At 39.8% G+C, this 20,742-nt stretch carries 17 protein-coding genes; 5 read left to right on the top strand and 12 right to left on the bottom strand.

From position 1 onward, the window contains the following. Nucleotides 1-132 precede the first annotated feature (132 nt). The 12 genes from AC19MV_RS00760 to AC19MV_RS00705 all read right to left on the bottom strand — a co-directional run bounded on the left by AC19MV_RS00760 (nucleotide 133) and on the right by AC19MV_RS00705 (nucleotide 15,407). Complete coding sequence (locus AC19MV_RS00760) at nucleotides 133-669, bottom strand: GNAT family N-acetyltransferase (protein ID WP_498305257.1); 537 nt, start codon at nucleotides 667-669, stop codon at nucleotides 133-135. Between the two features lie 87 nt (nucleotides 670-756). After that, nucleotides 757-1,035: a peptidylprolyl isomerase gene (locus AC19MV_RS00755; RefSeq protein WP_432405139.1), complete on the bottom strand. Its 279-nt coding sequence runs from the start codon at nucleotides 1,033-1,035 to the stop codon at nucleotides 757-759. Nucleotides 1,036-1,175: 140 nt separating this feature from the next. Continuing rightward, on the bottom strand, nucleotides 1,176-3,005 hold the full coding sequence (locus AC19MV_RS00750; RefSeq protein ID WP_498305255.1) for a DUF885 domain-containing protein: 1,830 nt from the start codon (nucleotides 3,003-3,005) through the stop codon (nucleotides 1,176-1,178). A gap of 254 nt (nucleotides 3,006-3,259) precedes the next feature. After that, nucleotides 3,260-4,507 carry a tetratricopeptide repeat protein gene (locus AC19MV_RS00745; RefSeq protein WP_498305253.1) on the bottom strand — a complete coding sequence of 416 codons (1,248 nt, stop codon included), beginning with the start codon at nucleotides 4,505-4,507 and terminating at the stop codon, nucleotides 3,260-3,262. After that, nucleotides 4,507-5,127: an energy transducer TonB gene (locus AC19MV_RS00740; protein ID WP_498305251.1), complete on the bottom strand. Its 621-nt coding sequence runs from the start codon at nucleotides 5,125-5,127 to the stop codon at nucleotides 4,507-4,509. The genes AC19MV_RS00745 and AC19MV_RS00740 overlap by 1 nt, the downstream gene beginning before the upstream one ends. Before the next feature lies 1 nt (nucleotide 5,128). After that, entirely contained in the window at nucleotides 5,129-5,533 is a 405-nt protein-coding gene (locus AC19MV_RS00735) for an ExbD/TolR family protein (protein WP_124016392.1), read from the bottom strand. 13 nt (nucleotides 5,534-5,546) lie between these two features. Next, nucleotides 5,547-6,074: a MotA/TolQ/ExbB proton channel family protein gene (locus AC19MV_RS00730; protein ID WP_011638074.1), complete on the bottom strand. Its 528-nt coding sequence runs from the start codon at nucleotides 6,072-6,074 to the stop codon at nucleotides 5,547-5,549. After that, the gene (locus tag AC19MV_RS00725; RefSeq protein WP_498305249.1) at nucleotides 6,074-7,429 is read right to left on the bottom strand and encodes a MotA/TolQ/ExbB proton channel family protein; all 1,356 of its coding nucleotides are present in this window, start codon (nucleotides 7,427-7,429) and stop codon (nucleotides 6,074-6,076) included. Before AC19MV_RS00725 ends, AC19MV_RS00730 begins: the two co-directional genes overlap by 1 nt. Then, complete coding sequence (locus AC19MV_RS00720) at nucleotides 7,429-8,211, bottom strand: DUF3450 domain-containing protein (RefSeq protein ID WP_432405121.1); 783 nt, start codon at nucleotides 8,209-8,211, stop codon at nucleotides 7,429-7,431. The genes AC19MV_RS00725 and AC19MV_RS00720 overlap by 1 nt, the downstream gene beginning before the upstream one ends. A 374-nt stretch (nucleotides 8,212-8,585) precedes the next feature. Then, nucleotides 8,586-9,557: a class I SAM-dependent methyltransferase gene (locus AC19MV_RS00715; RefSeq protein ID WP_498305247.1), complete on the bottom strand. Its 972-nt coding sequence runs from the start codon at nucleotides 9,555-9,557 to the stop codon at nucleotides 8,586-8,588. 186 nt (nucleotides 9,558-9,743) lie between these two features. Continuing rightward, the gene (locus AC19MV_RS00710; protein ID WP_432405116.1) at nucleotides 9,744-12,365 is read right to left on the bottom strand and encodes a TonB-dependent receptor plug domain-containing protein; all 2,622 of its coding nucleotides are present in this window, start codon (nucleotides 12,363-12,365) and stop codon (nucleotides 9,744-9,746) included. A 657-nt stretch (nucleotides 12,366-13,022) separates the two neighbouring features. Further along, a complete protein-coding gene (locus tag AC19MV_RS00705; protein ID WP_498305797.1) occupies nucleotides 13,023-15,407 on the bottom strand; it encodes a DNA polymerase II in 2,385 nt (794 codons plus the stop codon). Between the two features lie 131 nt (nucleotides 15,408-15,538). On the opposite strand from AC19MV_RS00705, the gene dinG reads away from it, so the two are divergent. From dinG to AC19MV_RS00680, 5 genes are read left to right on the top strand one after another with little or no spacing between them, the layout of a single operon-like run. Further along, nucleotides 15,539-17,614, top strand: a complete 2,076-nt coding sequence (dinG, locus tag AC19MV_RS00700) for an ATP-dependent DNA helicase DinG (protein WP_432405111.1) — start codon at nucleotides 15,539-15,541, stop codon at nucleotides 17,612-17,614. Nucleotides 17,615-17,622: 8 nt separating this feature from the next. Then, nucleotides 17,623-18,396 carry a TSUP family transporter gene (locus AC19MV_RS00695; protein ID WP_498305245.1) on the top strand — a complete coding sequence of 258 codons (774 nt, stop codon included), beginning with the start codon at nucleotides 17,623-17,625 and terminating at the stop codon, nucleotides 18,394-18,396. Continuing rightward, entirely contained in the window at nucleotides 18,393-19,055 is a 663-nt protein-coding gene (locus AC19MV_RS00690) for a primosomal replication protein (protein WP_432405103.1), read from the top strand. The genes AC19MV_RS00695 and AC19MV_RS00690 overlap by 4 nt, the downstream gene beginning before the upstream one ends. A gap of 9 nt (nucleotides 19,056-19,064) precedes the next feature. Next, nucleotides 19,065-19,775 (top strand): DUF2057 domain-containing protein, encoded by a 711-nt coding sequence (locus AC19MV_RS00685; RefSeq protein ID WP_498305243.1) that lies wholly within the window; start codon nucleotides 19,065-19,067, stop codon nucleotides 19,773-19,775. Next, entirely contained in the window at nucleotides 19,776-20,702 is a 927-nt protein-coding gene (locus AC19MV_RS00680) for a histone deacetylase family protein (RefSeq protein WP_498305241.1), read from the top strand. Nucleotides 20,703-20,742: the final 40 nt, after the last annotated feature.

Raw genomic sequence — 20,742 nt, 5'->3', positions numbered from 1 at the left:
GAATCTAGATCAAAGTTTTACCTGCTAACGAGAATAGTTTTCACTTGTATTACGTATTATGTGACAAATGCCCAATAGAATACAGTGCATGATGCAATTTATTTTCTATTTATGCGTAATATGAATACACAATTACAACCTTTGCGACGTTAATAAACCTAAGTAACAATCATCAAACCAAGTGCCATTTATGCAACTGTGTTGTCGTAATGTTCCCTCCAAAATAAACCCGACTTTCTCAAGAACGCGCTGTGATGCAATATTTTCACTGGCACAAATGCCAAAAAACTTATGCATGTTATATTGTAAAGATCCCCAATCAATAACAGCGCGTAAGCTTTCGGTGGCAAACCCCATACCTTGCTGGGATGGCGCAATCAAATACCCTACTTCTGCGCGCTTTAGCAATAAATCATCACACCTAAAACCTATTACCCCAACAAATTCGTGGGTATCAAAACGCTCAATGACTAAGGATAGCCATTCACCTGCCTCGAATACCCAAGGCTCAATGCGCTGAGCAAAAATAGCTTTGATATTGTCTTCACTCTCTACTGGGCGAATGTATTGTTGTACTGATGTATCTAAATGCAATGATAGAAAATCATCCCAATCCGCTAAGGTCAAATTACGTAACACCACTTTATCGGCGTATAACATTGCTTGCATAGTTAGCCTTCATGATTCTAAAAACGATTTAACATCCATAAAAAATGGCAGCCTAGGCTGCCATTTCCTCAATTAATGCATTAAGCATTAACCACGACTAGTCACTTCAAGTAAGTGATAACCAAATTGAGTCTTAACTGGGCCTTGAACAACATTTAACGGGGCACTAAATACCACCTCATCAAACTCTTTGACCATCATACCTGGACCAAAAGAACCCAAGTCGCCGCCTTGAGCGCCAGAAGGACAAGAAGAATTTGTTTTAGCGACATCTGCAAAGTCCGCACCGGCTTCAATTTGTTGCTTTAACGATTCGCATTGCTCTTGCGTGCTAACGAGTAAATGTCTTGCTGTTGCTTGTACCATATAAAGGCTCCTAAAAAATATTCTCAATTAAAAAATAACACTAACATAATGACACTAAGATGACACCGCAGGCTTGTTGATATGTAAAGGTTAAATAACCTAGAAAATCAACAAGACCTTAAGCACTCTATTCTAAACCATTATTTGGCTGATTCGGTTTTTATCCAAGTCGCGATCTTATTTTCCATTACGGCCATTGGTAACGACCCCGTAGTTAATAGTTGATCATGAAAACCTTTTAAATCAAACTTATCACCTAATGCTTTTTCAGCATCAGCACGTAAACGTAAAATCGTCAATTGACCCACTTTGTATGACAAAGCTTGACCAGGGATCGCCATATAGCGCTCTACTTCAGCGACGATATCAGACTCAGCCATTGGCGAATTGTCTTTCATGTATTGAATAGCTTGCTCACGGCTCCAACCTTTAGCGTGCAGCCCGGTATCAACCACTAAACGCATAGCTCTGAGCATTTCATCAGAAAGCTTACCAAAATATTGATATGGGTCATTGAACACGCCCATTTCAATTCCTAAATATTCTGCATACAAAGCCCAACCTTCTTCAAAGGCAGTATATCCTTGGAAACGTTGGAACTGAGGCACATCCGTTAATTCTTGTTTGATAGCTATCTGGAAGTGATGACCTGGAGCGGCTTCATGTAACGATAGCGTTGTCATTCCCCATTTAGGCTGGGCTTTTAAATTATACGTATTGATATAAAAAATACCCGGACGAGATCCATCTACAGCCGGAGATTCATATGAAGCACCTGCAGCCGATTTCTCCCTAAAGGCTTCTACAGGTTTAACGATATAATCGGCTTTTGGCATTACATCAAAATATTGAGGTAAAACCGCATTAATCTGATCTTTAATAGTCATATAACCATCAATCAAATCTTGTTTATCAGTAAAAAAGTATTGAGGCTCAGAAGATAATGAAGCAAAAAATGCGGTTAGATCGCCTTTAAACCCAACCTGTTCTCTGACCTTGTCCATCTCTGATAAAATTCGAGCGACTTCAGACAAGCCTATCTGATGTATTTCATCTACAGGCAATGTTGTGGTTGTATGGCTATTGGCCAGTTGTTGATACCAATCTTTACCATTTGGTAACCCCCACCAACCATCTGATGCTCTTGCATTTGGCAAATATACGTCATTAACATATTGACGTAACTGAGCTAAAGCGGGCAGTAATTCTTTTTCAATCACCGTTTGATATTGTTGAGTCAGATCAGATTTTTCATCCGCACTAAAACTCTCTGGCATCAAATTAATAGGCGAATAGAATAAGCTGTTCTTCGCACCTTCCACTAATTGGGCATCTAACTGGGGAATGATTCTTTCAACTAACACTCGAGGAAGTACGACTTTACTTGCTATCCCCTCATCCATACGTTGTTGAGCTAATTCTGTCCATTTAATGAATCCACGAAGCCTTGATAACCAATTTTTATAATCTTCTATCGTTTTAAATGGTTGTGCACTTTCACCCGTGCCCAATTGAACCATGGTAAACACGGTACTATAAAACTGATTAATGGGTAAAAAACGTTCTGGATACGTTTCGCCAATAAGCTCCATGTTGCGATCATACACAAACATGTCATAGCTTAATTTAAGCGGAGCAGATAATTGTTCGACATCTATTGATTTGGCTAAATCAAAATAACGGCTATTGAGTTGATGACGTTCGGTTAAGTATGCGTCAGTTAATGAACCACCAAATTGGTCGTTATAGTCGTTAACCCCAACAAAAGTAGCATAAATGGGTTCAAGTTTTAGCTGGTCATTAAAAAAAGCATCGACCATCGCCAAGTATTTTTCGGAAGCAGTTTGTTCCACAACCAAGCTCTTTGAAGCGCTTTGCGTATTGTTCACTTCAGGCGCAATAGTATTATCTGAACACCCTTGAGTGGCGATTAATAATGACACAGACAATGCCAACATCGTTTTTTTCATTGTTATTATTCCTTAACACATTCACACAGGGTTATAGGCTCACGCTGAAGGACACAGAATTAAGTCCATCTGTAAGCAATTTAAAAACTTGGATAAAATCATGACTACATTGTATCTATGCAGCGCATCACTTGAAACTAAACTTATTCAAATACACATAAATTAACAATTTAGTACACAATCCATGAGCAACCACTAAATATCAGGCAATAAAAAAGCCCCTAAAAAGGGGCTTTTTTTACTAACACTAGTCGTTAAAGCGTGACGTTGTGAATACGCGCTTTTTCTTTAATATAAGAAATATAGCTTCTTGCACTACGTTCAGTCTTCTTATCGTTGGCAGCAAGAACTGCACGATTATAAGCTGACTTGTACTTTTTCAAACTGAGGTACGCTAAAGCTAACTCAAATTGAGCTTCGCCAGGGTTATCAATCCCTGCATCAAGTGCTTTTTTGAGCACTGGAATTGCATCATTGAATTTTTGTTCTAAAGCTAAGATACGACCTTGCTTTAAGAATAAATCACCCTTATTGCTAACAGCAGCAGCTTTACCATAATAGTAAGCAGCTTCTTTTAGCTCTTTAGCATTATGATAAAAACCAGCAAGAGTAGATAAACTCTTCTCGTTTTCAGCAATAAGACCTGACTTCATGTGCTTTTCAAAAATTGTTGCCGCTTTGTAAGGCGAACCTTTTTGCGCTAACAATTGAGCTAAACGAGTAATGTTACCGTCTGTCTCTAAAAAGCCATTTTTATAAGCCAAATCATAAGTTGCTAATGATTTATCATAATCTTCAGTCATTAAGTAAAACTGAGCTAACTGAACCCATAGACGCTTGTCGTCTTGGAACAAAGGAACCATAACTTCTAATACTTTTACGGCTTCTTTGTACTTTTTCTGGTTAAAGTAAGCAGTTAACTTCATCTGATACAGACCTTTATCAGGTGCTTCAGCTAAAGATAAACCCTTATCAGCGACTTGCAGTACTTTGTTCCATTCTTTCAGTTCAGTGTGAGCAATACCGATTCGGCGATACATTTGCGCATCAGCTTTACAGGTAAAGTCCATCCACTTGTAATAGTATGGAATCGCTTCTTTAAACTTTTTTTCCTGTAGTAATAAATCCGCATACAAACGCATTGTTGCAGCATGATCTGTACCACCAAGAATATCAGCGTTTACAGCAGTCTTTAAATACTTGATTGCTGTACCCATCTGACCTTTTTCAGCGTAGAAGTTACCTAACATGCGATCAACATAAGCTTTGTCGAAATCGTTTTTAGCATTAGCTTCAAGCAATATTGAAATGGCTTGATCTAAATTACCTTCGGTATACGCTTCAAAAGATTTTTGTACTTTTTTAGCTGCACTTTCGCCTACTGCACGAGATTGACGCTTATCAATCTCACACTTTTCAGCTGCAAATGCAGCACCAGACAACATTGTACTTGTACAGACTGAAAGTAATAACGCTGTAGCGATACTAGTAACTTTACGCATTATCTACCTCCCTTCTCTAAAGTAAAATCAAGTTGTACTGTCATGCCAGTTTGTCTTAATGGCTTACCATCAACAATCTTTGGCTTATATTTCCACTTCTTCAATGCGCGAATCGCTTCGCGATCGAATAAACGCTTAGGTTCAGCTTTGATAACAGATACATCATCAACACCACCTAGTTCGTTAATAGTAAAGGTAAGTTGAACCCAACCCTCTTTACCATCTCGAGCTGCAGCAATTGGATACTGAGGCTCAATACGAACGATAGGCGTAGCATCACCATCACGGGTCATCATATTGCCTAGCTTGAAACCTGTACTTGGACCACCAGATTCAATCCCACCCATATTGAACGCCAAGTTGGTGTCAATATTAGATGTTGAATCAGGCGGAGTAGTATCCGGCTTCGGTGGCTGCTCCGGTGGTGGAGGTGGCTTAGGTGTAACCCTTGGTTTTTTCTGTGCCTTCGAATCCTGTTTATCCATCGTAATTTCAATAACAGGGGATTCCGCTGAATCGCCGTTGCGCTGCGCACCGCCGCCGACTAGGAAAGCCATGAAAGCAAACAGCCCAAAAGTCACTGCAGCACCAATGATTATTGATACGAGTGCTCTTAGCATATTACTCATTCCCCGCTGATACTGAAATTTTGTCAATACCCGCAGCTTTCACGTTATCAAGCACTTTAACAACTAGACCATGTAAAGCGTCTTTGTCTGCTTGAATCAATACAGCTGCTTCAGGTGCTTCAGCTAACATACGTTCTACGTTAGCGGTTACACGTTCGATATCAACCTGACGGTTTTCCATCATAATGACGCCAGTTTTGCTGATGCCAATAAAGATGTTTGCCGATGGTTTAGACGTAGCCTGTGACGCTTTAGGCTTGTTGTAGTCTAAGCCAGATGGCTTAACAAACGATGTGGTTACAATAAAGAAGATCAGCATGATAAACACGATGTCTAGCATCGGGGTCATATCAATTTGAGCTTCCTCTTCCATACTGGAATGCTTCTTACGTGCCATGTTCAATCTCTCTCTAGTGGTGAGGCATGCTGTCTTTTAGCTTTTCTAAACTGATTCTCATTTTTGAGTCTAAACGAGTGCTAAAGAAAACACCCGATAGAGCTGCAACCATCCCTGCCATAGTAGGCATGGTGGCCATAGAGATACCAGCGGCCATTAAACGAGCATTACTCGTCCCCTGAACTGCCATCACATCGAATACTGAAATCATACCGGTTACGGTACCTAATAAACCAATCATTGGACAAATGGCTACTAGGGTTTTGATTAACAGCATACGTGCATTCAAATCTTGCTTCGCTTGGGATACCCAAGCTTCACGGATACGGTGAGCATGCCAAGAAGTTGTTTCTTCTCTTGCTTCCCACGAGGCAATTACTGCTTGATGTTGTTTAGGTGATATCCAATTTAGATACCAATAACGTTCAAGCATTAACACCCACATTAGGAATAGCACTGCTGCAACCAACCAGAGGACATCGCCTCCGGAGGCCATGAAGCCCCTGACGGAATCCCATACGTCCATCAGGATTAGCATCATTAGTCAGCCCTCTTCTCAGCATGTTCTGCAATAATACCAGCACTTTGTTCTTCAAGAACTTGAACAATAGACTTACTACGTGCAACAACGATTGCATGCAATAACATTAACGGTAATGCAGCGATAAGACCTTGAACCGTAGTGATAAGCGCCATAGAGATACCACCAGCCATCAATTTAGGGTCACCAGTACCGAATAACTGAATTGATTGGAAGGTTGCGATCATACCGGTAACAGTACCTAATAGACCCATCATAGGTGCGATAGCAGCGATAACTTTAATAATAGAGATACGCGCTTCTAAAGCTGGCGTTTCTTTTAGAATAGCTTCATCCAGTTTTAACTCTAATGTTTCAACATCAACATCTTTGTTAGACTGGTAAACTTTCAAGATACGGCCTAGAGCATTGTTACCTGGGTTATCGATGTTCTTACGCTGACTATTCACTTTACCGCCAATAACAGTAAGTGTAACTAAGCGCTCAAGGGCAATTAATGCACCTAATGCAAGTAGAGCCAAAATAATATAACCAATTGTACCACCGGCTTCTAAACGGTCTTCAAGGCTAGCCTTGTTAGTGAAGATGTTTAGTAACACGCCACGTGCAGGGTCGATATAGAAAGGAGCATTACCAGAAGTGGTATTTTCCCATGAACCAACTGCACTCACTTGGTAACCTTCAGGCTGTTGAGATAACTCTTGAATCAAGCTTAATTCTGGCTTGTAAACAACATATTTACCTTCAGCAGTTAAGTTAAATGGACCAACACGGTGAATAGAAGTATTCACAACGTTACCGTCAATAGCAGTAACCGCGCCCTCAAACTTAACAACTTTACCCGATTGAACCATTTCAAATAATTGAGCTTCCCAGAATTGTTCTAGTTCTTCAATTTTTGGCAATGATTTACGAGCGCCTAAGTCAGCAATAAATGTATCGCGACCTGGAAACTGTGCACTGATATTCGATGCAGCAAGTTTACCAGCGAAATCGCCAGCTTCACCTTTAACAACACCGAACATTTCACCCAAGTCACCTTGAGCAGTTTTTAAGTCTTCTTCTAACTGAGCAATTTTACGCTCGTTATCTAAGAAGGCTTGGTTTAAATCTTTACCGCGCTGTTTTTCAGCAGATAAAGCGTCTTTTTCACGCTTAAGTAGAGCAGCTTTATCGCCACGTTCTGCTTGGAATTCTCTTTCGCGTTTAGCGTTGGTTTTACCGTCATTTGCACGATCAACTTTAACTTGCTGTAACAGCTGGTCAATAGTTTTCGGTGCATCAGCAGCAGAAACCATACCGGCTGTTAAAGAGAAAGTTGCAGCCACTAGCGCTGATGTAATTAACTTCTTCATTATTGTGCAGTCTCCGCAGCAGGAATTGGTAATGCGAATAGGTCTAGAGCGCCTTGCTTACGAGCAATACGAATACCTTTTGTAATATCGCGTAGGTAGCTGTCTTCTAACTTGTTCCAAGTTTTAGCGTCAGCGTCATACATCCATGCTATTTTCTGATCTAAGCTTTGTGCGTAAAGTGCAACGCGACCTAGGTTGAAGAAGTCAACTAACACTTCTTTACCGTCTAAGCTTAATTTACCAGTGTGAACTGCAACGAAGCTACCGTATTCACGTTCAATGCTGTATGCATCAAGGATTAAACGGTATTTCTCAGCAAGAGTTACTTCTGCTGTATTAAGAATACTTTTTAGGTTCTCAACACGTGCTTTACGAACTTCAGTGTTGAATGGAAGATCTAGGTTAACAAACTGATCTAGAGCCTCAACCATTTTAAACATTAATGGAACAACACCTTGACGTAATTTATCAACGCCATTGATGTCAGTTTGAATTAAATCAAGTGTTTTTTGTTGATCAGCTACCAAGCCTGCAACGTAATCATTATATGATTTTAATGACTCACGTTCGTCAGCAACGCTGCCATACTCAAAAAGCATGTCTTGTGCTTGGTCAAAATATTTGTCGACTTTCTGTTGTGACGCGGCAGACGCAGCATTAAGGCTGCTATCAGCTTTTTGAACGTCAGCTAGAGGACCTGCAACAACGAAGTTGCTACCCGCTAAAGCCAGTGCGCCAACAAGTGCAGTAGCGATTTTTGTTCTATTGCTTACCTTGGACATAGTTCCCAACCAATTTGAAGTGAATTAAAAAGTTCTACTAGAGCGTAAATAACGAATGATAAAAATTTGTTATCAATGTTAATTCGACTAAGTGTGTCTTTTTCTTGTGATTGTTAGTTTTTCTTCCCTTTTCTACGCCAGCTAAGGCGCAGACCCGTTGGCATCATTTCACAAAATGTTGACCTGTGTCAACATTTGCAAAGCGTAAAAACGACTAGAAAGAGCTGTTAAGACTAGCAATGTAAATGAAAGGTGAATAAATATACATCTTCAGCATAATTTTGTAGGATTGAATTGTTATTCTTGAAAAAGAAATTAATTTAAATCATTGACTTAAATTATAAAAAACGGACTTTTTTCTTCATACCGTATCGTTAACCTATGACACTAACGACTTTTCTAGCATCTAAATACCAGCCTAAAATTTCTTTTTGCTCATTTTTAAGAACTTTTACTTCATTTAACGTTAATGAGTTTTGCTTAAAAATAGCAATGAATTTGGCTAGTTTGTTTTCATCAAAAGAAGCGTTAACCAATTCCGTTAGCCTTAACTTTAACGTATCCATTTGTAATTTAATGAATTCGATAAATTGTTGCTTTTTTGCTAAAGGCCAAAATACCCCTTCTTTAAAAAACTGAGCAATGAACGTCATTAATTGGCTGTCCTGAGCAGATAGCTCATCATATTCAACTAAAAATTTAATCGATTGGTTGATTTTTATGCGCACACTTTCACAAACAGGATCTTGCTTTATTCGTGTAATATCATGTGCAGTTGTCATCGGTCCCATAGCAATTGCAATTTCACTTAAATATTCAATAAGCTCACTTGTTTGTGGTAAATCAATAAAACTTAATATTTTTTTATTTCTATTCAATATCATTGAATTATCATGATGGAAAACAATCGAAAATTGACCGTTCGCTCTAAGTATTCTTGAAGCTTCTTTTAGTGACGATTCTATACTGGAATATTCAAACCCAAACTGCGACATGTAAAGATCAATTGACTCATTCTCAAAAGGTAACGTTTCGCAGGCTGTATTTGATATCAATTCGATTTCAATTGTTGAATTTTCACTCTTATTATTTTCAGATAATTGCACTTCAGCAAGATCAACACCATACACCTTGCCGACTTTAGCGCTATTGCTTAATGATTCTCTTAATAATAAAGGAACAGAACCGTTACCTGTGCCGACATCTACCGCTATAAAATCAGTTTGCAAGATAGAAAAGGTATTCTCCCAAACGGACTGTAATATACCTTCATAATTACTAGATAATGAATCACCAAATGATGTTGTATGCCCTTGCCGCCAATACTCAGTCCAATGTTGAGTCACACTAAATTTTCCTTATAAAAGTTTCTATTATAATTTTTAGGATAAATACCATCGATATGTGATATATCAATCAAAAAGTTCATTCTGATTAAAGTTTTTCATATTAGTTTTACTTTTTTAACCTAAAAAAAACACTGATTAATAAAATTAACCAGTGTTTTTGTTATCTAACAATATTGATTAAGATTAGAAGTTCCATTCACCTGCTAGTGTATAAGAACGACCAATATGTCCTGAACTATATAGGGCATCATAACCATTACCGTATTGACCATTACTATCAAATACTGGATCTTCATCAGTGATGTTACGAGCACCTAGGGTATATTTACCATAAGCACCTGCATCATATGAGTAAGTCAAGTTATGGGTCATAAAGCTATCATTAGAACCATTAGTAGACAATGAACCAGTTAAGTTACCGCTACTGTCAGAGGTAGGCGTTTCATAGCTACTTGTAGAAGGAATATAATCAATGTTCCAAGCAAGTGAGTGATCATTCATCATCCACGTTGTTGTAAACTGAGTTTTATATTCTGGCTGTAGTGAGAAACCACCTTGATCTTGCACTGGTCCACCAACATACGAATCAGAATTATATTCAAAGAAATAGTTGGTACTAGAATTAAATCTAATATCACCGATAGAAGATGTTTCTAATAAATACGTTACGTTTACATTAGTACCAGTAACTTCCAAACCAGGACCATTAATAGTCGAAGTTCTAAATATAGGTTGACTAGCTCCATCAGTTGTACGATCAACAGTAATCTTAGCTGCATCTGGGTTAGCAGAGCCTAATAATTCCATCATGACAATATCTTGAATTGGTACAAAACGAATAGCATTATCAATTTTAACGTTATAGAAATCAGCGGTTACACTAAGTCCTTCTACACCACTCCAAACTACGCCGAAGTTAATTGTTTTAGATGTTTCAGCATCTAACTCAGCGTTTGCTTGACGAGTAGTATCGTATTGTAATTCAGGGCAGTCACCATCCGCGATACCTTGAGATCGGCAGTAAACATAGTCATTGGCATAGTCAGCAGCAAAGCTATCTGCTTGAGAAAGAGTTTCCAATGCAGGTGCACGGAACCCTTCACCGTATGATGCTCTTAACATCAAGTCATCTATCGGCTTGTAAGTCAATGAAACTTTAGGCGCTAAATTGGTACCAAAATCTGAATAGTCATCATAACGTGCAGCAATACCCAGTTCTAATTCATCCGTTAGTGGGAATACACCTTCATAGAATACAGCCCATGTATCACGGTCTCTACCAGATGAATTACCGGCTGAGCCCCCAACTAAACCGACCTCAGATTGTGCATCAACTGTAGATGAATATTTAATGTTTGCAGCTTCAGCCCCAACATAATGACCAATCGCACCACCAGGTAACTCACCACCATCAAAACTCACACCTACATAATATTGGTCTAGGGTATAGTCATCCTGTTGTAGTGTTGTTGTCTTCATATTGTCAACACCGTCACCTAACGGGATATCCAAATACAAGTTTGTATATAAGCCTGCATAGCTTAAATAATATTCACCGACTGATTTATTATTAGTGTTACTGTGATGATAAAAAGTTTCCCATACGGCAGTTTCACCAAAGTCACCTTCTAATCCAACCATATAATCTTGTGTCAAATCAGTAACATTACCATCACGGTTACCAAGCTGATACCAACGAAAACGTCCGTCAGTAGTATCATCATATGGATTATGTAATGAATTTGCAGGGATATCATCCCACCCAGCAGCTGCTGGAGCATAACGACCAAATGACTTGTTTTGCGTAATCATTGCACGAGACTTCATACGAAGATCATCAGTTATTTCATAGTTAGCGTTAACAAATATAGATTGACGATCAGTTGAAGCTTGGTTAGCTGACACACCAGAGTATGCAAAACCACAATATTGGTTAGCTCCAGATTCTAAAACACCAACAAAACCATCAACAGTATTGGCTAGATTTTCACACTCAGGCGAAGCCTCCCAAAGACCTGTATAAGGGTTTTTGATACTTGCTCCATAAGAACTGATACCTACTGAAGAATTATAGTCTAAAATACCATTACCATCAGCGTCTTCAGCAAAAGGAGCTGTATATGGACGGTCACGATCAAAAATAGGCTCTTGAACTTGTTTTTCAAAAGAGAATGTAATGTTGCCTTTATCACTACTGATACCTGTAGTGACAGAGAAATCATGTCCATCACCACCTTCATCATCAGGACGGGCGACACGACCAGTAATATTCAGACCTTCAAAATTCTTTTTAGTAATAATGTTTACTACACCAGCGATTGCATCTGAGCCGTAAACCGCTGAACCACCATCTTTAAGAATTTCAATTCTTTCTACAATAGACATTGGTATTTGGTTAATGTTGATAGCTGCGCCTGAAAGTGTTGGTGAAGCAGCTAGGCGAACACCATCTAACAAAACTAGTGTTCTTGAAGAACCTAAACCTAGTAAGTTAACACTAGCTTGAGATTGAGCACTACTACCTGAAGAAGGAACTAAAGAACCAAAACTATTGAATGTAGAAGAACGCAAGGCATCTGCAACACTATAGCGTCCCATGTCATTAAAGTCTTTAGCGTTAATTACTTCAACAGGTGATGCATTTTCGATATCAACTCTACGAATTCGAGAACCTGTAATTTCAATTCGTTCTACTTTTGCACCATCTTCTTCTGCTGCAATAACAGCAGGTACACTTAACGCTGCCGCTGCAGCACCACCGATCAGTGCTAAACGCACCGATTTAGCTAGAATATTCTTATGCATTGTCTATCTCCCTGGACTTAATATCTTTCTTATAATTCTAACGACCTTTTTAGGCGTTAGTTCAATGAGGGAATGCAACAGAAATCATCACAACCGCTCAATTACGTATGCAATAAAATCACATTTGATACAACTAATCAACAATTGAAGTGCCGTAAGCGCAAAAGTTAATCAAATGTGATCTCCATTCCTGTTAACTAAAATGGACACTAAAAAATAAAAACATTTAAAAGCATAGGTTTATAAAACTTTTGTTTTATTTTGATAAATTAGGGAACTTAAAAATAAAAAACTTAACATCCTGTTTTGCAGACTGATTTTTTATGCTAGGGCTGATTTTCGAATGGTGTTGCAAGCAATGAAAATTTAACATTTATAACAATAGAGTTTGTCGACGAGTTGTTAACAATTACATTGAATATATAAAACAATGGAGATTTAGGTACTTTTCCGGGATGTATTTAGGTGAATAATCGACCTTAATGATGGTTTGTTCGACTCATACGAGTGATACATAAGGCTGCGGTATTGATGTTGCATATTTACATATAGAGTATGGGTGGCGCTTTGGGGTAAACATAAAATCGCATAATGTTTGCGATAGGAAAGTGTGACGAGGGTACAATGTCATATTACAAGTTTCGCCATTAATAAGTTTTAAATTAACGAGAGTTGATCATTGACTAGCGCATCAAATCGTTGCCCACACAACTGTAAAATAGGTTCAGCAATCGGCTGTATTTGTTTACTAATGTAATATTCGTAATCAATATTATTGGGTTCTGCTTCGACAGGTTGAGCGCCTGTTGTCGTCATCCAATACCTGATTTGATGCCCTTTCCTTGTTGCTTTAGATGTACCCTGTATTTGTGCCAATTGTTTTGCCGCTTTGACATGGGGAGATGATTTTGCAGTGTAGTCTTCAGCATGACGACGTAAACGTTTTTTAAAGATGAGCTCAGAGTCTCTTTCACCTTTTTTTAGCGCGTCTAACTCTTGACGAAGGTAATCGATAACATCCTCACCGTTGAAAAACATCTCGTATAAGTCAAATTGCATCTTACGGGCGATAGGGCTCCAATCACTTCTCACCTGCTCCATGCCTTTGAACGTCAATTTAAGCTTACTGTCCGCCCCTAATGAAGCACCGACATAACGTTTTTTACTGCCTTCTTCAGACCCTCTTAACGTCGGCATAATGAATTGATCAAAGTGAGTTTCAAATTCTAACTCTAGAAAACTGTCTAATTGATATTCAGTCTCACACCAATCACGCCAGCGTGTTGTTATGCTGGTTGCGAGTTGCAACCCCAAGGCATTAATGTCTTTAATCCCATGATTTTCGCCAAGCCAAACAAAAGTGGAGTCTGTATCACCATAGATAACTTGATAACCTGATTCTTCTATCCATTGCTTGGTCAATTTCATAATTTGATGACCGCGCATGGTAATTGAACTGGCTAACTTTGCATCATGGAATACACACCCTTTTGAGCCTAATACACCGTATAAAGAGTTCATGATAATTTTTATCGCTTGCGATAACGGCGCATTTTTTTCTATTTTTGCCATTTCTCTTTGCGCTGCTAGGCTGGCAACTAAACCGGGTAAAATTGCGTTATCTCGCGCAAAATGTGCACCTAAATAACCTGGCACGGTTGAAGTATTATCACCTTGTTCGGCCAAGCGTAAGCCTTCCACTAATCCTTTGGGGTCAATTAAGAAAGTACGAATTATTGATGGGTACAAACTTTTAAAATCTAAAACTAATACGTCGTTGTAATGACCAGGGATAGATGACATGACATAACCGCCGGGGCTTTCAAGCCCTTGACTGACAGGATGTGCTGGAGCAACAAATCCATTGCGATGTAAGTGAGGTAAATATAAATGATAAAATGCAGCGATTGATGCACCAACACGACCAAACTCTAAACCTGTTAATTTTGCTCGTTCAATCGCAAAGTCAATCAACTGGGTTTTTTCAAAAATATCCCATACTAATCGGCTGTCGGTGATGTTATAAAATGCTAGCGCATTTTTATCGGTGTTAAATAACGTGGTAATTTCTTGGCCGCGGTTTTCAACATGATCAATGGCTTTACCTTCATCGAGCAGATTTCTTGATACAAACTCTAATGAAAAACTATCAAATTGATAAAATGCCGCTTTTAACCAATCAATGCCGTCAAGCACCACGCGCCCTGGCAACGAGAGTGTTTCGGGCCTAAATTTATCCGCTACCTTCCAGCTTAACTCTGTGCCACCTCGGCCTATTAATAATGGGATATGATGTACAATGCAGCGACGATATAATAAAGCTAAATCAAAAGTGACCACTGCCCAACCAATAATAATGTCAGGGTCGTATTGCTCAAACCAGGCAATCAGATGATGGATAAGTTCGACCTCATCTTTCACCCACACAATAAAATCATGGCTATCATTTTGCGGCTCGCCAACCATAAACACACATTGGTATCGCTCGCCATATAACCCAACTGAATAGAGTTCGCCATCAAAGCTGCACTCAAAATCTAACGATATTACTGATAAACTAATCTCAACATCGGTTGGTTCAGCTACGGGTTTTCGCGCCCGTTCCAGTGACATTAATGGCAATAAGGTATCGTGATTTGTACTGTGATACTCCCCCACACATTCAATATCAAGGGCGATAAAACGCTCGATTAAATAACGCTGTTCGGGTCTAATATCGGCTTCAAATAGCGTAATGCCGACATCATTAGCCACCCTAGTCAGCCCTTTTAATTGGCTGTTAGATTTTAAATACAGCGCACAGACGGGTTCATGCGCAAAACTGGTTAACCCAATAGACTCTGCCTTGAGCGTAAAATCGACTTTGTGAGTTAACACATCCAAATCTTGCTGACGACAAAAACAAATCACCTCACTGTGATGCAACTCAACTAAAATTGGCCCATTTGCGGTTTTTAAATAATATTGCAACACCAGCTGACCCTGACGATATATCGCATGGCGAGTCAATACTCTGCCCTTCACTCGCGGCAATGCAGATATGCTTTGACGAGCATGGGTGGAATGTTTTAATTGCGGCTGTAAATGTTTCAATGTTATTTATTACTTCGTAGCATGCTAATTCACTGTTATTATGTACAGCATAATTCAGACCACGCAGAAATCATACATCTATGCTACCGGATACGATAAAAAGTCAAATTCGCACCATTTATAAAGAAATTGCTAATGCTATGCCGCAATTTCGTTCTCGTCGCGAACAAAACTACATGGTAGCTGAAATCTCAAAAACCTTAGCGGGTGAGTATGACAAAGATCGGCGGATTATTGTGGTTGAAGCAGGTACCGGGATTGGTAAGTCACTGTCGTATATTCTTGGCACCATTCCATTAGCATTAGCCAGTAAGAAAAAGGTCTGTATTGCCACTGCAACGGTTGCATTACAAGAACAGTTACTCCACAAAGATTTACCGTTTTTTTTACAACAATCTGGCGTTGACTTTAAATTTGGTCTAGTTAAAGGTCGGCAACGTTACGTGTGCTTGGCCAAACTTGAAGCCATGATAGGCAATCAAGACAGCTCACAAATGGCCATGTGGCAAACAAAGCCAGATCAAAGCCAAATAAATGAACTGCAAAAACTGCATCAAGATTTCCATCAAAAACGTTGGAATGGTGAAATTGACACCCTGCAACATCCCATCCCAGACTTTTTATGGCAGCAAATATGTTGTGACAAGCACAGTTGTCATCGACAAGTATCAGCACATCACAACTGTCCATTTCATAAAGCACGTGAAGATGTTGATACCTGGGATGTGCTTATTGCTAACCACAGTTTGCTTTTTGCAGACTTAGAATTAGGTGGTGGGGTTATTTTACCTGATCCAGAAGACATGTTTTATGTTATCGATGAGGCACACCATTTACCGATTGTGGCAAGAGATTTCTCCAGCGCACAAGCCACGTTACGCGGGGCTTGTGATTGGTTAGAAAAAGCCTCTAAAACCTGCTCTAAGCTGCAAAATCAGCTTAAAACAAATAACATTATTGCTCCTGTGCAAGCCATGCTTGATCACACAACCGATTTAACCAACTTATTAACTCAAGTCGCGCATTATTGCGATACCCAACCGCAATTATTTGCCAACCCAGAAAGCCGACTGCGCTTTGAGCACGGGCAATTACCACAAGCGCTATTAATTCAGGCAGAAAACTTAGCCACGGCCTCTGGCGCTGCTGTTAAACAGTTTAATAAAGTGGTGTCGGTGCTAAGTGAGGCAATAAAAGACGGTGAAGTGCCTAAGCATCAATCTGAAGGGTTATTGTCTGAAACAGGCTTTATTTTACAACGTTTAGATAATTTACATAAGCTGTGGAAAATGATGGCCAAAGAAGACAGTAAAAAAGGTGCACCAATGGCACGCTGGGCAGAGTTAATAACAGGTAAGCAGCAGGATTACTTATTTTGCTCATCGCCCATCGAAGTCGGTTTTATGCTCGAGTCTATGTTATGGCAAAAAGCGGCTGGCGTTGTATTGTGCAGTGCAACATTACGTGCACTTAATAATTTTAACCATTTTGCCCATCAAGTCGGATTAGGCATTAATGATGGCACTCGATTTTTAGCCTTGTTGTCGCCCTTTGATTACGAAAATAACGCCACGCTGTTTATTCCACAAATGGTTACAGAACCTACCGATGATAACTATACGGCCGAGATTGCTGAGCATATTGTTGCATTAGTGGATGGCGAAATGGCCACACTCGTATTATTTGCATCTTACTGGCAAATGGAAAAAGTGGTCGATTTGGTCGAGGGCAAAATAGCCAAAGATCAGTTATTTGTTCAAGGTGAAATTCCAAGACAACAAATTTTAGAAAAACATAAGCAGCGTTGTGATGATGGTTTACCCAGTATTATATTCGGCACCGGCAGTTTCTCCGAAGGTCTGGATTTACCGGGCGACTATTTAACCAACCTAATTATTACTAAACTGCCTTTTGCTGTACCAACATCACCGGTAGAACAAGCCCATGCGGAATACGTAAAAGTAAAAGGTGGTAATCCCTTTTTACAGCTGACAATTCCAGACGCATCGCGTAAATTAGTCCAAAGTTGTGGTCGCTTGCTGCGTAAAGAGCAAGATTACGGACGAGTGACTATTTTAGACCGCCGCTTAGTGACCAAACGTTATGGCAAATCATTGATTGATGCCCTTCCCCCTTTTAGACGTGTTATTGAATAGGTATTGAGTTGGATTTATTATTAGACCCTAGCCATTGGGCAGTATTAGCGGTCATCGGAATTATTGCAGGTTTTATTGATGCCATAGTGGGTGGTGGTGGTTTATTGTCGATACCAGCATTGCTAACAGTAGGCATTCCACCTCATTTAGCCTTAGGCACTAATAAGTTAGCGGCATGTTTTGGCTCGTTAACCTCAAGTTTTACCTTCTATAAACAGCAATTATTTAACCCTGCATTATGGAAAGCCAGTTTTTTGGCCACCCTTATAGGCTCTGTCTCAGGATGTATTCTGGTTTTCCTCATTGACCCTACATGGCTAGAAAAAATCTTGCCGCTATTAATTATCGGCATTGCCATTTATACCTTATTCAGTCCCAAAGCCATGGGTGATAACAATGTCAGCCTCCCCATTGAACGTTCGTCTACTAGCAAACAAATCTCGCAAGGTTTTATACTTGGCAGTTATGATGGCTTTGCTGGGCCGGGTATTGGCGCATTTTGGACCGTGTCATCAGTATCAATTCACAAACTCCCTTTGTTACACAGCTGTGGTTTAGCAAGGGTGATGACCTCTGTGAGTAATGTTACTGCGTTAGTTATATTTGCCTCAATGGGACAAGTGCAGTGGATGCTAGGGTTATGGATGGGTGTTTGCATGATGGCCGGCTCTTATATTGGCGCACGAAGCGCAATTCGATTTGGCATTCCTTTTATTAAACCTATTTTTATCGTTATGGTATTGTCGATAGCCATTCACCTAACTTGGAGTGCTTGGGGATGAATACCCAACAACTGGTTTTAATGTTAAAGCAGCAACTGACTCAACTTGAGCAAGATGCCCTAATGCATGACCAAAATTTAGCACCCAACCAGCGACAAACCTTGCAACAAACCGAACGATTTAACAGCCAACTTTTCGCTCAACAAGGTGGTTTACTGAGTCCATGTATTTCACAACTTCGCCAAGACATTCAAAAACTAGAAAAACAATTATTACTTAAACTGAGTGGTCCTGTTATTCAACTCAGTTGTGATCGCATACAAGACCGCTTTATCGCACTAAAAAGAGCCTTGCTCACCACCGACATTAATTTAAAAGCCGAAGCACAACGTAAAGCCAGTAATCGGGCGCGTTATGCAAAAAAACAACAACAAGCGGTGCAAGACAGTGGATTTGGTTGGATAGCCAGTAATGTGATGCAAAACAGTCATCAGCTATATGCCGAACTGAACAAACATCTCAACTGGGCGAAAAAAATTGAGCAAAAAATACAACAAATGGAAGCAAATCTTGAATTCTGTCATAGTGATGACAAAATTCAATTGCAAAATGACATCCTTTTGATGCATCGTCGCTTAGGAAAATGTAAACAAGCAACAAGTTATATTGAAGAGCGCATTCAATTATTTGAACGACCTCGCCAAAGTTACCCTCGTTAAGGAGCAACAATGAAATCTGTATTCACCACTAGTGCGCTGTTAGCATTTTTAACTTCATCATCAGTATTTGCAGCTAATTTAACTATTCCCATGTCTTTTGAATATTTAGCTCTTGATGGCGAAGCAATTGAAACAAGTATGTTTAAACATCAATCCGACTTAACATTAGCCAATGGCACCCATAAAATCGCCATCCGCTATCATGATGTGGTCGATGACTCGTTCAGTGACAGTCAATCATTTGTAAAATCCACACCGTTCATTGTTACGCTAACGGTAGATGGTGATTATCAATACAGCCTAAAACCGGCTAATGGTGATGTCATCAAAAAGCCAAAAGCCTTTGCTAAGGCGCCACAAGTCGAAGTGAGCCGCCAGGACAACGGCTCTGTCTCTTATAGTGTTGAGCAAACCAATTTTGCAGAAGAAACCTTTATCACTAACTTGTTTAAAACCAATAAACAACAAGACTTTGAGAGCTTGTCTGCCTCAGCGACGGGAGATGGCAAAACGGTTGTCACACAGGCACCGGTGCAATCAGACATTGCTGTTGCAACCAATATGGCACCCGTGGCGGCTGTAACGTCAGTAACAACCAAAGTACCCGCTGACAAAGCAACAACCCCAGCACAAGCTGAGCAAATGTTGCAGTACTGGTGGTTACAAGCAGATGAAAAAACCCGCAAAGAATTTATGGGTTGGGCCATTAAGCAACTTTAAATGTTAACAGCCATTCCCTTTGTGTATCACGCCAGCTATTCTCGGCTGGCGTTACCTCGCACCCATCGATTTCCAACCACAAAATATCAACTGCTATATGAATATGCACTTGAGCAACAATTACTGCTTGAGTCAGCAATGCATACTCCTGCCCCCATCAACATCGAAACACTTTACACTGTGCATTGCCCGCAATATGTTAATCAATTCATCAACGGATTGCTCGAGCATAAAGCGCAACGACGTATTGGGTTTCCTTGGAGCGAACATCTTGTCACCCGCACCTTACATGCCGTCAATGGCACAGTATTGTGCAGCCAATTAGCATTAGAATATGGTTTTGCGGTGCATTTAACCGGCGGATATCATCATGCTCATTATGATTTTGGCAGCGGGTTTTGTGTCTTTAATGATTTAGTTCTTGCGGCAAAGGTTGCCATCGACAGCGGTAAAGCAGATAAAATATTGATATTTGATTGCGACGTACATCAAGGTGATGGCACCGCGACATTAGCTCAGCAGTATCCCAATATTATTAGCTGTTCAATCCACTGCGCGCAAAACTTCCCCTCACGCAAGCAGCACTCAGATCATGATATTGATTTAAACAAAGGCTGCAGCGACCAAGAATATATTGAGCACATCCAACAAATACTGCCTTTCCTTATTCGGATGCATCAGCCTGATCTTATTATTTATGACGCCGGGGTAGATATTCATCAAGACGATGATTTAGGATACTTCAATATTTCGACCCAAGGTATATTAGCAAGAGATACCCAAGTGATATCAATAGCCAAAAGCCACAACATCCCCCTTGCAGCTGTGATTGGTGGAGGCTATAGTCGTAATGAAGCCGAGTTAACTCATCGACATAGCCAACTACTTGTGGCAGCAAATGAGTTATGGTTAAGCAAAGGCGACTAATCAACATAGCTCGTGTAGCAAACGCTTACACGTAATATAT

Source organism: Shewanella sp. MF05913 (genome assembly GCF_059758095.1).
This window is presented reverse-complemented; position numbering and strand designations above follow the sequence as displayed.